Genomic DNA, 12,758 nt, shown 5'->3' with positions numbered 1-12,758 from the left:
TTCCCCACCTCATTGCACTTTTCACAATGCGGCATTGCAACACAAAAAAGGCCCTTCCGTTAGCCTTCCCGTTCAACCCACAGGGACGTAGGCAAACAGGAGCAAACGGACGTGTCAAAGCTGGATGAAATAGTCGGGAAATCCGCGGCGCTGATCGGTGAAGAAATTCGCGAATGGTTGGGGAAAAAGTCCGCGACCTCAACCCGACAGGGGATAGCGCAGATTCATGTATCGTTCGAAGAGCAGCGTAGCCTGCACGCCGGCCTGGCGACACTGGCCGTGGCCGACAGCGCTTCGGGCATCAACCGCATGCCGGCCCTGGGCCAGTTGCTGGAGAGCACCCTGTGCGCCGAGAAAATCCAGCAGTTGCGCGACTTCCCCAAGAGCCGTGAGGTGGCGATGATCGTCCGGGGGCTGCCGGTGGACCTGCAGCTACCGCCGACCCCTTACGACATGGAGCCGGGCATCGAGAACCTGCCGGTGTTGGCCGGGGCGATCCTGTCCGTACTGCAGACCCTGCAAACCCGTCCGGTGGCCTACGAAGGTGAAAGCGACGACACGGTATTCCGTCATGTTTCACCCAAGCAGCAGCGCGAAAGTGAAAAAAGCTCCTATGGCTCGCGCATGGACCTGGGCATGCATGTCGACAACCCGCACCTGCCGCTGACCTGCGAACCCGTCGCACACCTGTCGGCCTGCCCGGAGTACCTGTCCCTGACCGGCCTGCGCTGCGAGCTCGACGTGCCGACGCGCATCGTCGCCATTGCCGACGTGTTGGCCATGCTGCCGGCCTCGGTCGAAGAAGAATTATCGCGGCCGCACTTCGCCATCCGCCGACCGGCCTCCTTCGGCAAACAGGGTAATGTGCTGGAAAACGTCCCCCTGCTGTACAGAAATGCCAACGGTGACCTGTATTGCCGCTACAACAAGGCCAGCGTCGCGGCAACCTGCGCCAACGCGCAGTTTGCCCTGCAACTGTTCGCCGCGGCCGCCAACCATCCCGATGTCATGCACCAGATTCTGCTGCAGCCGGGGGACATGCTGATCTTCAAGAACCAGCAAACCCTGCATGCCCGGGACGGTTTCGCCCCCCGCTACGACGGCCGCGATCGCTGGATGCTGCGCGTCTTCGGGGTCAACGATCCGGCGCGCGTGGTGCCGCTGGACCCTCACCAACCTTTCATCGTCAGAGCCTGATTTCATGGTCGATATTGTCATCCTTTGCGTGTTCGCCTTCGCCGCCGGCCTGATCGATGCAGCGGTGGGCGGCGGCGGACTGATCCAGATACCCGCGCTGTTCAACGTGCTGCCCACGGCATCACCGGCAGCGCTGCTGGGCACCAACAAGGTCGCGGCCGCTTGCGGCACCACATTTGCGGCCCGGTCCTTCGTACGCAAGGTGGTGATCGACTGGAGCCTGGTGGTCCCCGCCGCCGGCGCGGCCTTTGTCATGGCCTTCTTTGGCGCGGCCACGGTGTCGGCCGTGCCCCAGTCGGTGATTCGCCCGGCGGTGCTGGTATTGATCGTGCTGATGGCCATCTACACCTTCTGGAAAAAGGACTTCGGCGCCCTGCACAAGCCCATGCGCATCGGCACCAAGGAAAAGCTGCTGGCGATCGTTATCGGCGGGGCCATCGGCTTCTACGACGGGTTGTTCGGCCCCGGGACCGGCAGTTTCCTGATCTTCCTGTTTATCCGTTGTTTCGCCTTCGACTTCCTGCACGCCTCGGCGTCGGCCAAGCTGGTGAACATCGCGACCAACGTCGCGGCGCTGATCTTCTTCATTCCAACCGGCAACGTGCTCTACCTGATCGCCATCCCCATGGCCGTCTTCAACATCCTCGGTGCGCTGACCGGCACCTGGCTGGCGGTGCATAAAGGCGTACCCTTTGTCCGGGCGCTGTTCCTGGTGTTGCTGGTGATCCTGATCAGCAAACTGTCCTACGACCTGATTCTGCAAACCTGATCCTGTAAACCCGAGGAAAACTCCATGTATCCGATGTTCGATCGCCTGGTGGCGCTACTCGATGCCCGCGCCGCCTCCTACCGGGTGTTGATGCACGATGCCGAGGGCCAGTCGGCGCGGGTCGCCGAAATCCGTGGCACCGAGCCGGGCCAGGGTGCCAAGGCCATGCTCTGCTCGCTGAAGGGCCAGGCCGAGCCCTATGCCCTGGTGATATTGCCGGGGGACCAGAAGCTCGATATGAAGAAAGTCGGGGCGGCCCTGGGCGGAAAAAAAGCTGAACTGGTGAAAGCCGAAACCGCCATGGAACTGACCGGCTGCCGGATCGGTGCCATTCCGCCTTTCGTCTTCGATGAGCGGATTCAATTGATCGTCGATCCGGCCCTGACCACCCGCTACGGCGAGATCGCCTTTAATGCCGGCCGCCTGGATGCCTCGATGGTGCTCGATACGCAAGACTACCTGGCGATTGCCCAGCCGCAGTTGCTCGATGTGAGCCAAGCCTGAGCCCACGGCGGCATTGGTCTGCCCGTTTTAACCCGCAATGGCCCTTGCAAACCCGATCCCGGCTACCTTGTAATGCTCGCTGAAACCCGCACCGCGAGCGCCTGCCCCGTGAAAAACCTGCAATTGCTGCAATCCCTTGAAGGCGAGCGCTTGCTGCTGCGCCCACTCCAGGCCGACGACGCCGACGCCCTGGTGGCGGCCGCCCGGGACGGCGAACTGTGGAACCTGCCCTTTACCGTCATACCAGGGCCTGACACCGTCGAGTCCTACCTGCACAAAGCCCTCACGGGTCGGGAAGCCGGGACCGTGATGCCCTTTGTCATCGTGATCAAGGCCACCGGCGAAGTGATCGGCTCGACGCGCTTCTGGAAGATCGATCGCCAGTACCGCAAGCTGGAAATCGGCAGTTCCTGGATCTCGACCCGCTGGCAGAGAAGCTTCGTCAATACCGAGGCCAAGTACCTGATGCTGCGCCACGCCTTCGAGGTGCTCGATTGCGTGCGCGTGCAGTTCACCACCGACGAGATCAACGAAAAATCCCGCGCGGCAATCCTGCGCCTGGGCGCCAAGCAGGAAGGCATCGTACGTAATGAACGGATCATGCCGGACGGACGCAAGCGCAATTCCGTACGCTTTAGCATCATTGACGAAGAGTGGCCCGATGTTCGCCTGGGGCTGGAAAAAAACCTGCATCGATAGCCCTTTCGCGGCCTTCCACGGAGCCCGGGACGATAATGAAAAAATTTTCAGGGGCGGCCGAAAAAACAGCCCGTTATTCACATACAACCCATTGAAAATATTAGATTTTATTCTTTAACGAATAAAACTTCTTTCACTGTGAACAAGGCCCGGGCTGTTTATATTTCTACCTGCTTCTTTGGTGAAACCTCTTATTGGCCCGCGCTCTTTGCGGGCCTTTTTTTGCCTGAAAAACGAGGAAAATCATCGGGGCAGGGATCGAACGCCTCAACGCAGCGGTCTAGGCTTTATACGAAATGAGTATCGCCTTCTCACCAGCACGAAGAGCCCGCCCTTGAAACCACCTCGCCCTGCCGACCGCACCACCCTGCTCTCCAACCTGCGTAACGAAAAAATGGCCCGCTCGGCCCACGCCTATGTCCGTGGCAGTACGGTCCAGTTCTATGAGTGGTTGCACAGCCAGCGCGGCAGACGCTTGCCCCATGGCCCCAACGTGTGGATCTGCGGCGATTGCCACGCCGGCAACCTGGGCCCCACGGGTGACCGTCGTGGTGGTATCGATATCCATATCCGCGACCTGGACCAGACGGTGATCGGCAATCCCGCCCACGACCTGGTGCGCCTGGCCCTGTCCCTGGCGACCGCCGCGCGCGGTTCGGACCTGCCCGGCGTGACCACCGCGCGCATGCTCGAAGAAATGATGGTGGGCTACGAACAGGCCCTGCTGGACGAGACCGACCATACGCCCGAACGCCCGTCACAGGTCAAGGCCGGCCTGCGGGACGCGGTCAAGCGTACCTGGAAAAACCTGGCCCGTGAGCGCATGGAGAACACCAAGCTGACGCTGCCGATGGGCCGGCATTTCTGGCCGATGTCCCGCAACGAAAAAGCCGAGATCGAGGCCTTGTGTGCCGGCGAAGAGATCCAGACGCTGGTGACCTCGCTCAAGGGGCGTCCCAATGATGCCAGTGTCGAACTGCTCGACTGTGCCTATTGGGTCAAGGGTTGCAGTTCGCTGGGGCTGCTGCGCTACGCCGTGCTGCTGGGTGTCGGCGGGCATGACGAGCAGGATTATTGCCTGATCGACGTCAAGGAGGCCGTTGCGGCCGCGGCCCCCCGTGGTGCCCACGTGCAGATGCCACGGGACAATGCGCGGCGGGTGGTCGAGGGAGCACGCCACCTTTCACCCGGTCTGGGCGAGCGGATGATCGCCACCCGTTTTCTCGACCATGGGATGTTCATTCGTGAGCTGCTGCCCCAGGACCTCAAGCTCGAACTGGACACCCTCAATGAAACCGACGCCATGCACGCAGCGGGTTATCTGGCCCGGGTGATCGGTATCGCCCATGCCCGGCAGATGGATGAGGCGACGCGCAAAAGCTGGCGGGCGGAGCTGCAACTCAATCGCTCGAAAACCCTCGATGCGCCGTCCTGGTTATGGACCAGCGTCGTGCAATTGGTGGGCAGCCATGAGCAGGGGTATCTGGAACATTGCCGACGCTATGCGCTGGGCACGGCGAAATGAGCGTAGCCCGCAGGCTACGCTCGGGAGGGTCGATTACGACAGAAAGCCGGTGCTGACGCCGACGAGGAGGAAAATCCCCAGCGCCGCGCGATAGATCACGAACGGCCAGGTGGAGAAGCGTTCCAGGAAGCGCATCAGGCCCCAGATCGCGCAGAACGCCGAGACACTGGCGACCACCAAGCCGAACAGCAGATGGCTCCAGGCCTCCGCCGGGATCTGCGCATGGTGCAACGTCAGCAACTCCTTGAGCCCGGCCAGCGCAATCGCCGGCAAGCCCAGCAGGAAGGAGAACCGCGCGGCCTCTTCACGCTTGAAGTTGAGGAACAGGGCCGCGGTCAGTGTCGAGCCGGAACGGGAAACACCCGGGATCAGGGCGCCGACCTGGGCGATACCGACGATCAGCGCATCCCGCAGGCGCATCTGGCCCACCACCCGCTGATGGCGGGCACTGAACTCGGACACAGCCATCAACACCGCCATCACCAGGCAGGAAATACCGATCACTGTCAGCCCGCGCAGGGGCGAGTCGCAGGCATTGAGTGTCGACGACAAGGCCAGGCCGGCGATCCCGATGGGGATGGTCGCCAGGATGATCGCCACCGCCAGCTTGAACCACGGGCTGTTGTAGTCGCCCTGGCGCACGGCGCCGATACTGCCACCGACCACATCGCGCACATCACGCCAGAAATAACTGACCACTGCCGCCAGCGCGGCCAATTGCATCGCGGCCGAAAAAGCCGAGCCCGGATCCTGCCAACCGAGCACCGCCGGCACGATGCGCATATGCGCCGTGGAGGAGATAGGGAGCAATTCCGTGATGCCCTGGATGATACCCAGGATGCCGATTTGCAGATAATTCAGCGAAGCGAAGCCAATATCGAGGCCGCTGGAGCAGACGTTAGACAAAATAATTTCCCGGAATAAGGCTAATTTCCCACCGCTCTCCAAGAAGCGCGGCGCAGACCTGTGAAGCTTAGACAGCTGCGGGAATGATGGCCCTGTTTTTTATGATTTTCCAGTCTCAGCAAAACCTAAAACGCAAGCTGGGAATTACTTCATTTTATGACAAGCCAACAGAGCACCCCGTAGAAGCCAGCTTGCTGGCGATGGTATCGACGCGGTCTCCGGTCAAACCGCGTCACCTGAATCGCCGGCAAGCCGGCTCCTACGGGGTCTGTGGTGTGTTCGAGGCGCCGCTGCTTAAACGGTCGCCGCCGTGGGCGCGGTGACCGGCGCCACATACCCGTATCGCCAGCAGCAATGATCCCGATGACCCGGCAAGATCACACAACCGCTCAGACTCAGCAGCAACACAGCTGCACCCAACAGTGAAAGGCGACGTGACATGGTGGTTTCCTCAGGAGGTTCAATAGGTAAAGCCGCTCAACCCACAGGGTCAAGGCACCTGCCGATTGCTACGGTTACCGGTTGAACGTGATGACGATGACCAATCCGTCGCTGCCCTCGAACAATTTCATCAAGTGCCCGCCTTCCCTACGCAATACTGCCCTCGCCCCCTCGGAATGTATCGATAAAAAAATGATTTTTTCTCGCGACGGATTTTCCCGGCACCTATCGTTCAACTCATCAGCAGCGTTCACTTTCGTACGCAGCCTGAAGGAGTTGTCATGAAACCTACACGACCCCTGGCCAAATTGCGCCATGCCCTCCTGCTGATCCCGCTGGCGTTCGCCGCGCTGACCAGTACGCCGAGCTTTGCTCAGACCGAAGTCATCATTCGTGAAGCGCCACCACCGATGCGCGTCGAGGCCGAGCCCATGGGGCGCCCCGGCTACGTCTGGGACCGTGGGCACTGGCGCTGGGAAGGTCGGGGTTACGTCTGGTTCCCTGGCCACTGGCAGCCCGTGATGCGCAATGCGCGCTGGGAACCGGGCCACTGGGAACCCCGTGGACCTAACTGGCGCTGGGTCGAAGGACACTGGATCCGCTGACCTGCGGGCCGGACGACGCTACTGCGCCGTCCGGCCTTGTCATACCCGAACCCATCACCGGACCGAGACTTGCCCGATTGAAAGAGATTGATCCGGACGTTGAGCTGCTGGCCCGTATTGGCAACAAGGAGCCGGCCGCCGTCAACGAGATGGTGTCGCGCAAGCTGCCCCGTTTGCTCGCCCTTGCCAGCCGGATACTGGGCGATGCCGATGAGGCCAAGGATGTGGCGCAAGAAAGCTTTCTGCGCATCTGGAGACAGGCGGCGAACTGGCGCAGTGGCGAGGCGCGTTTCGACACCTGGCTGCACCGGGTGGTGCTGAACCTCTGTCACGACCGCCTGCGCAAGCGCAAGGAGCGCCCGTTGGAGGACGACGAGTCCGGCATTGAATTGGTCGACAGCGCGCCCCGCCCCGATGAACAGCTGGAGGCGACGGCGCGCAGTGAACAGATGGCCGCGGCCCTGGCCGCGTTGCCTGATCGTCAGCGCGAAGCCATCGTGTTGCAGTACTACCAGGAGCTGTCGAACATCGAAGCGGCGGCGCTGATGAATATCAGCGTCGATGCACTGGAAAGCCTGCTCTCGCGGGCCAGGCGCAACCTGCGCAGCTACCTCGCCGAAACGCACGGCCCAGATAGCCTAGGAAGGGGAAGATGATGACGCCCGAACGATTTGCTTACCTGGCCGACGCCTACGGCGCGGACCTGCAACGCTGGCCGGCCGCCGAACGCGGCGCCGCCCTGGGGTTGCTTGAGCGTGGCGATGCCGCGTTGCTCCAGGTGCTGCAACAGGCCCGGCAACTCGACAGCCTACTCGACAGCTATCAACTGGCGCCTCCCGACCCGGCCCTGGCCCGGCGTATCGCCGCTTCAGCAGTCATGACCAAGCCGGTGTCGTTCTGGAGCCGTTATGCCGACTGGCTGTCCAGTGTCGGCTTCGTCGGCGTGGGCCTGGCGGGGATTGCCACCGGTATCCTGGTGGTCTCGCTGAGCCTGCCATTGTCCACTGCATCCGAAGCGCTGCCGAGTGTCTTCGACCAGGGCGATGCCGATATCGTCTTCACCGTAAACGCCGAGGAAAGCGAGCAATGAGTCAACCGTCCAAGACCATCAAGAACTTCCTCCTGATGTCGTTGATGCTCAATGTCTTCCTGATCTGTGGCATCGGTGGTGGCGTCTACCACTGGTTGGTCAATGCGAAACCGGCCATGGCCGCCGTCAACCAGCACGGCTTGCGCCAGGCCATGGTGCAGTTGCCGGAGGCGCGACAGCATGAGTTGCGCCAACTGCTACGCCGCAATCGAGCCGACAGCCAGCCGCTGATCATGGCAGGCCGCCAGGCGCGTCAGGATGTGATCAAGCAGCTTGAGGCGCCGACACTGGATCGGCCGGCCTTGCTGGCGGATCTGGGCAAAGCCCGTGAGGCGGATGTCGCGCTCAGGGCGCTGGTGGACAACACCCTGGCGGAATTCGCCGAGACCCTGCCCCAGGAGGAACGTCGCAAACTGGTCGACTCCCTGTATTTCCGCACGCAAGCCAAAGGCAAGTCGATGCAAAAAAAGCTGTGAGGGCGACGGATTTTCCCTGTTGTGACGTTTAACCCTTACAAGCCCGCCCACCAGGCAACGACAAATGCTCTGCAAGGAGTCACGCAATGCTGCGAATATTCAAGACCGCGCTGATTGCCACCCTGATGGCCGCGTCACTGGCTGGCTGTATTGTCGAGCCGGTGCATCCGCGTCGACCACCGCCCATTGTCGAAGTCGTACCGGTCATGCCCGGACCGGGTTATCACTGGGTCGCCGGGCACTATCGCTGGGGGCATAATCAGTGGCTCTGGGTGCCTGGGCATTGGCGCTACCAGTAGTGGAACAGCGATAAGACAAAACCCGGCGCAAGCGCCGGGTTTCGTTTTTCTGCTTAGGCCTGCCGCTTGCCCGCTGGCACTTCAGCCGCCGCCAGCGCGCCATGAATCAGCGGCGCGTAGCGATTGCGGAATTCCCAGTTGTAAGGCACCTGCTGCCGGCTGAGCCCCTGGTCCCAGTTGATGGACCAGGTCATCAACCCCTTGATCGAATGACCGGCGGCATCCAGTCGCTTGAAGGCATTGACCACCGCCGCCGGATCGATCACATAACCCGTGGCAGCCGCATCGTTATTGGTCGGCAAGCCAATGACGAACTTGTCCGGCGCAATCTTGGTAAAGCCCCGCGTTCCCGTGACCAGGCTATCGGTCAGGTAGTAGAGGAAATCCTCCTTCATCGCATCGTTGTTCTGCGCGATCCAGGCTCCGCTGCCACCGTTGGCTTCCGGCACCCAGACGCCATCGCCGCCCTGGTTGTAATACTGCGGCGCGATAAAGTCGTAGTAGCCGTCGAGGGCGGTGATGTAATCGATGTACTTGCCGTTGGTGGTGAGATAGGGGAACTCGGGGGCCATGCTGATAATGAAGTGCTTGCCCTCGGCCTTGTAGTGGTTGCGCACCAGTTTCAGGGCCGCGGGCAACACCGCCTTGTTGTCGGCATAGTCGATGGCACTCTGTTCCAGGTCGATATCCAGCCCATCGAAACCATAGGTTTCCACCAGGCGGATGATTTCGTTGGCCAGTGGCTGCTCGGAGCCCTTGTGCAGTTCGATATGGGCATCGGCACCGCCCAGTGAAATCAGCACGGCACGGCCCTGACCGTTGAGGACACCGACCTGGCGGCGGAACTCGGCGTCAGACAGGTTATACGGCTTGAACGTCGGGATGCCGTTGCCTTTCATAAAGGCCACGGCCACCACGTTGTACTCCGTGGGCACATCCGTCAGCGCCAGGTTGGCGAACTTGCCGCCCTGGTAGCCATCGTTCGGCCCCGCGGCCCAGTTGTGCCAGAAGCCCATGAGGATTTTCTTGCCGGCAAGGCTCGGCATCGCCAACGCCGCATCGCTGGCCTTGGATTTGAGCAGTGAGAAGTCGATTGTGGTCACATTCCAGTCCTTTAGAAATTTACATGAGATCGATTGCCCAGAGGCAAGGTCATTTGAAGTCCACGTCAAACGCCTGGTAGAAGGCGTTGCCGGTATTGGCGACGATCCACAACAGGACGATGACGTGATGGCCTTTCTTGCCCGCCGGCAGTTTCACCTCGTGCTCCACCTTGGCCTTCAACTCATCGCTGTGCTGGTAGTAAGGCACCTGGGTGTAGAAGTCCTCGTAAAACGGCTTGGCTTCCAGTTGCCCACGGCTGATGCGTTGTTTCGGGTCCCAGCCGTCCTTGGTGATAAACCAGCGATAGCCCCGGGTGACGTGGGCGGCGGTGTATTCCCACTGCACCTGGAAGGCCTGCCCAGGGTTGACGTTCAGCAGTGGCCAGGCATAAGGGCGATTGAGCTTCTTGCTCAATTCCTCGTCGGTGAAGTTGATGCAGTCACGGGCATCATTTTTCCCGCCACTGAGGATGTAACCGTCAGCGGGTGGGGCGACGCTCTGGTCATCGGTTTCAAACGGCTGGGGGAAAGGCCCGGCGGTGAGCGCCGGAAAATTCTTCCCGCCTTCCATTTCATTGACCTGCCAGGTACCGAGCAACCCCAGTTCCACGGCCACCGATCCACGGCTGGACGGCGAAACGACACGGCCATGTTTAAGTTCGGGTTTAGATAAAGGCTTGTTCATTTTTCTCACTCCTTTGAAAGAAATCTCTCCAACTCAGGGAGAACTTTCAACCTAGCTCAAACAACAAGAATGTCCATCTAACGCTGAAACAATGAACTTAATCGCTAATCTATAACCCTATGAATAAATTGAGTTTTTTAAAAAATAAACGACAATACTTACGCACAACACAGCGAATAGATTACATGCCCTACTCGCAATAAACTCTGGTCATACCGCTCATGAAAAAATTACCCACAAACACTCATAAAACGTAACAAGATATTTTTAAACCCCCATGGATCACACCCCAAAGGCTGGGTATCCTGAGCGCCACAGTGCAATGGCGGGCCCTCCCTTTGAACTCCATACGTTATGCCTGGTTGGACAAGTACGAGATTTCCAGCACCGCCTGCACCGGCCTGAACTTCGCCAGGCACAGCCACGATGAGTGCGTGATCGGGGTCAATCTGCTGGGCGAGGAAAAGGTCTGGCTTGACCGGCGGACTTTCGGCGCCGGCGCGGGCAATATCACCCTCTACAATCCCGGCCAGATCCAGGGTGGAGGCGCTGCGCCCGGTACACCCTGGCGTTTCGTAAGCCTCTACGTCAGTGCCGGGCAACTGGCGACGGACCTGGGGCTGAACCATCTGGAGTTTGGTCGGGCGCTCTGCTACCAGCCGCAGCTCGCGGAAAAGTTTGCCCATGCGGTGGAACAGTCGTTGCTGCCGGACCCATTGCTCCGGGCCATCGCCGAGGAGACGCTGGTCGTGCTGCTGGGCGAGATCGTGGCACTGAGCGGGCTGTGCCTGCCGGGCACCACCTCAGTGGGACGCGGCTTGGTGAACCGGGCCCAGGAAATCATCGCCGAGCGCTTGCAGGCACCGCAAAGCCTGGAAGAGTTGAGCGACGAGTTCAGCCTGTCGAAATTCCATCTCCTGCGAGCCTTCCAGCGCGAAACCGGACTCAGCCCGCGACAGTGGGCCATGCAACTGCGAACCCGACGCGCCCAGGGGCTGTTGCGCAAAGGCGCAGCGCCTGGCGACATTGCCTACACCCTGGGGTTTACCGACCAGAGCCATCTGAACCGGCATTTCAAGGCGGCCTATGGATTGACACCCGGCCGTTATCAAAGCGCCGTGAAACGCTGAAAAGCGCAATCCGGTACAAGATCGTTTTCAGGTCTGCGTCGACAATGCCGCCAAACGGTTATTGGAGGCCTGCATGCTCACGATCTTCTTCTCCGCGCTGATCTTCGGCGTGGTGTTCTGCCTGTCGCCGGGGGCTGTCCTGGCGGAAACCTTGCGCCGCGGCTTGCTTCATGGTTTCAAGCCAGCGCTGCTGGTGCAAATCGGCTCGTTGGTGGGGGACGCGCTCTGGGCGGTGATCGGGCTGACGGGGCTTTCGCTGCTGCTGGAACACGAGCAGGTACGGATTCCGCTCACAAGCGCTTGCGCGGCCTATCTGGCGTGGCTGGGTATCCGCAGCCTGAAGGATGCCTGGCAACTGCCCGAGGCCGAAAGCGCGACCGAACGGCCGGGGACAAACGCCCTGATGGTCGGCGCGACCATTTCCATCGCCAACCCGAAAAATGTCGTCTACTGGGGCGCGCTGGGCAGCGCCCTCTCCGGCATCGTCGGCCAGACCCCGAGCCACGGGCAAACCCTGATGTTCTTTGCCGGCTTCATGTTTGCCTCGGTAGCCTGCTGCTTTGTCATCGCGGCCTTGGTCAACGTACTCAGGAAAGCCGCATCACCGGGTTGGCAGCGGCTCAGCCATGGGCTGTGCGGAGTGGCCCTGATCTACCTGGCGATACTGGCGTTGCGGGCGGTTTTCTAAAGCGAGGGGCGCCTGGGCATCGGATGGCTTTTGTTACTTACGCAACAGGCTGACAAGCCCCTCACCCAACTCACCGACAAAGCCTACACACCTGTAAGAAGCCTCTGCTTGAGCCAATGTATCCACGTCGATAACGTTTCAGGGTCGCCGCCCATCGACGACCGGTTTTGACAGACCGAAATAAAGATATAGGAGCGTCCAGGAGCTACACAAATGATGAAGAAAATTACGCCTGACTCGCCCTACCTTCCGATTAATCCGACCGGCGAAGATAAAGCAGCTTTCATTCGCCAAAGCATCAACGTCATTTTTTCACGACTGGATTCAGAACCATCGGCCAATGAAACACTGCGTTCAGGTACTGCCGAAGCACACCCGCCAATACCCTTTGAAACAGCCCACTCTCAGATCCCCTCGCTATTGGCGATTCGCGAAGACATCGGCCTACTGAACGTGCTGGCTAACGTTTCGCAGATACTTGAAACCGCCGAAGATACTGCCGACAACATCAACCTGGGCAATCACGAAACAGCTCACCATCAACTTTTGACTGTCATGCAGTCAGTGGAAATGGCCAAGGCGACGGTGGACTCGCTTCTGATGCTCGCACTTGAAACCCGGATTTAACATCCGACAACCAG

16 protein-coding genes and 1 pseudogene are annotated in these 12,758 nt (G+C 60.4%); 14 read left to right on the top strand and 3 right to left on the bottom strand.

Annotation, left to right across the window (positions count from 1 at the left end):
• Positions 1–111: 111 nt before the first annotated feature.
• The 5 genes from M5B42_RS02940 to M5B42_RS02920 all read left to right on the top strand — a co-directional run bounded on the left by M5B42_RS02940 (position 112) and on the right by M5B42_RS02920 (position 4,694).
• Positions 112–1,197 (top strand): TauD/TfdA family dioxygenase, encoded by a 1,086-nt coding sequence (locus tag M5B42_RS02940; protein WP_248744977.1) that lies wholly within the window; start codon positions 112–114, stop codon positions 1,195–1,197.
• Positions 1,198–1,201: 4 nt separating this feature from the next.
• Positions 1,202–1,966, top strand: coding sequence for a TSUP family transporter (locus M5B42_RS02935; RefSeq protein ID WP_248744976.1), 765 nt, complete (start codon positions 1,202–1,204; stop codon positions 1,964–1,966).
• Positions 1,967–1,990: 24 nt separating this feature from the next.
• The gene (locus tag M5B42_RS02930) at positions 1,991–2,470 is read left to right on the top strand and encodes a YbaK/prolyl-tRNA synthetase associated domain-containing protein (RefSeq protein WP_152737476.1); all 480 of its coding nucleotides are present in this window, start codon (positions 1,991–1,993) and stop codon (positions 2,468–2,470) included.
• A 126-nt stretch (positions 2,471–2,596) separates the two neighbouring features.
• Positions 2,597–3,169 (top strand): GNAT family protein, encoded by a 573-nt coding sequence (locus tag M5B42_RS02925; RefSeq protein WP_248745019.1) that lies wholly within the window; start codon positions 2,597–2,599, stop codon positions 3,167–3,169.
• A gap of 334 nt (positions 3,170–3,503) precedes the next feature.
• Entirely contained in the window at positions 3,504–4,694 is a 1,191-nt protein-coding gene (locus tag M5B42_RS02920) for a DUF2252 family protein (protein WP_248744975.1), read from the top strand.
• A gap of 33 nt (positions 4,695–4,727) precedes the next feature.
• On the opposite strand, the gene M5B42_RS02915 is transcribed toward M5B42_RS02920, so the two are convergent.
• Entirely contained in the window at positions 4,728–5,600 is an 873-nt protein-coding gene (locus M5B42_RS02915; RefSeq protein WP_152737474.1) for an undecaprenyl-diphosphate phosphatase, read from the bottom strand.
• Positions 5,601–5,683: 83 nt separating this feature from the next.
• On the opposite strand from M5B42_RS02915, the gene M5B42_RS02910 reads away from it, so the two are divergent.
• From M5B42_RS02910 to M5B42_RS02885, 6 genes are all read left to right on the top strand, one after another.
• Entirely contained in the window at positions 5,684–5,923 is a 240-nt protein-coding gene (locus M5B42_RS02910; protein ID WP_248745023.1) for a hypothetical protein, read from the top strand.
• 399 nt (positions 5,924–6,322) lie between these two features.
• Complete coding sequence (locus tag M5B42_RS02905) at positions 6,323–6,646, top strand: YXWGXW repeat-containing protein (protein ID WP_103494972.1); 324 nt, start codon at positions 6,323–6,325, stop codon at positions 6,644–6,646.
• Positions 6,647–6,723: 77 nt separating this feature from the next.
• Positions 6,724–7,302: an RNA polymerase sigma factor gene (locus M5B42_RS02900; protein ID WP_248744974.1), complete on the top strand. Its 579-nt coding sequence runs from the start codon at positions 6,724–6,726 to the stop codon at positions 7,300–7,302.
• Positions 7,302–7,736, top strand: a complete 435-nt coding sequence (locus tag M5B42_RS02895; RefSeq protein ID WP_103495013.1) for a hypothetical protein — start codon at positions 7,302–7,304, stop codon at positions 7,734–7,736. The genes M5B42_RS02900 and M5B42_RS02895 overlap by 1 nt, the downstream gene beginning before the upstream one ends.
• Positions 7,733–8,212 carry a periplasmic heavy metal sensor gene (locus M5B42_RS02890; protein WP_103494974.1) on the top strand — a complete coding sequence of 160 codons (480 nt, stop codon included), beginning with the start codon at positions 7,733–7,735 and terminating at the stop codon, positions 8,210–8,212. Before M5B42_RS02895 ends, M5B42_RS02890 begins: the two co-directional genes overlap by 4 nt.
• An 86-nt stretch (positions 8,213–8,298) precedes the next feature.
• A complete protein-coding gene (locus M5B42_RS02885) occupies positions 8,299–8,511 on the top strand; it encodes a YXWGXW repeat-containing protein (RefSeq protein ID WP_152737471.1) in 213 nt (70 codons plus the stop codon).
• A 101-nt stretch (positions 8,512–8,612) separates the two neighbouring features.
• Here M5B42_RS02885 and M5B42_RS02880 read toward each other — a convergent pair.
• Both M5B42_RS02880 and M5B42_RS02875 read right to left on the bottom strand, forming a co-directional pair.
• Positions 8,613–9,557 (bottom strand): annotated as a pseudogene (locus M5B42_RS02880) (chitinase); the annotation flags it as partial.
• A 106-nt stretch (positions 9,558–9,663) separates the two neighbouring features.
• The gene (locus tag M5B42_RS02875; protein WP_248744973.1) at positions 9,664–10,299 is read right to left on the bottom strand and encodes a lytic polysaccharide monooxygenase auxiliary activity family 9 protein; all 636 of its coding nucleotides are present in this window, start codon (positions 10,297–10,299) and stop codon (positions 9,664–9,666) included.
• Positions 10,300–10,637: 338 nt separating this feature from the next.
• On the opposite strand from M5B42_RS02875, the gene M5B42_RS02870 reads away from it, so the two are divergent.
• From M5B42_RS02870 to M5B42_RS02860, 3 genes are all read left to right on the top strand, one after another.
• On the top strand, positions 10,638–11,429 hold the full coding sequence (locus M5B42_RS02870; protein WP_248744972.1) for an AraC family transcriptional regulator: 792 nt from the start codon (positions 10,638–10,640) through the stop codon (positions 11,427–11,429).
• Between the two features lie 73 nt (positions 11,430–11,502).
• The gene (locus M5B42_RS02865; protein WP_248744971.1) at positions 11,503–12,117 is read left to right on the top strand and encodes a LysE family transporter; all 615 of its coding nucleotides are present in this window, start codon (positions 11,503–11,505) and stop codon (positions 12,115–12,117) included.
• A 213-nt stretch (positions 12,118–12,330) separates the two neighbouring features.
• Positions 12,331–12,744: a hypothetical protein gene (locus tag M5B42_RS02860; protein ID WP_248744970.1), complete on the top strand. Its 414-nt coding sequence runs from the start codon at positions 12,331–12,333 to the stop codon at positions 12,742–12,744.
• The last annotated feature ends 14 nt before the right edge of the window (positions 12,745–12,758 follow it).

Origin of the sequence: Pseudomonas sp. MWU12-2037 (assembly GCF_023242345.1) — a bacterium.
Lineage (GTDB): Bacteria > Pseudomonadota > Gammaproteobacteria > Pseudomonadales > Pseudomonadaceae > Aquipseudomonas > Aquipseudomonas gingeri_D.
Note: the sequence above shows the minus strand (reverse complement) of the source record. Positions and strands in the feature narration are given on the sequence as shown.

Coding starts and splice junctions, on each gene's coding strand:
- M5B42_RS02905 (WP_103494972.1), top strand. CDS start 6,323: ATGAAACCTACACGACCCCTGGCCAAATTGCGCCATGCCCTCCTGCTG.
- M5B42_RS02865 (WP_248744971.1), top strand. CDS start 11,503: ATGCTCACGATCTTCTTCTCCGCGCTGATCTTCGGCGTGGTGTTCTGC.
- M5B42_RS02875 (WP_248744973.1), bottom strand. CDS start 10,299: ATGAACAAGCCTTTATCTAAACCCGAACTTAAACATGGCCGTGTCGTT.
- M5B42_RS02895 (WP_103495013.1), top strand. CDS start 7,302: ATGACGCCCGAACGATTTGCTTACCTGGCCGACGCCTACGGCGCGGAC.
- M5B42_RS02860 (WP_248744970.1), top strand. CDS start 12,331: ATGATGAAGAAAATTACGCCTGACTCGCCCTACCTTCCGATTAATCCG.
- M5B42_RS02890 (WP_103494974.1), top strand. CDS start 7,733: ATGAGTCAACCGTCCAAGACCATCAAGAACTTCCTCCTGATGTCGTTG.
- M5B42_RS02935 (WP_248744976.1), top strand. CDS start 1,202: ATGGTCGATATTGTCATCCTTTGCGTGTTCGCCTTCGCCGCCGGCCTG.
- M5B42_RS02930 (WP_152737476.1), top strand. CDS start 1,991: ATGTATCCGATGTTCGATCGCCTGGTGGCGCTACTCGATGCCCGCGCC.
- M5B42_RS02885 (WP_152737471.1), top strand. CDS start 8,299: ATGCTGCGAATATTCAAGACCGCGCTGATTGCCACCCTGATGGCCGCG.
- M5B42_RS02910 (WP_248745023.1), top strand. CDS start 5,684: ATGATGGCCCTGTTTTTTATGATTTTCCAGTCTCAGCAAAACCTAAAA.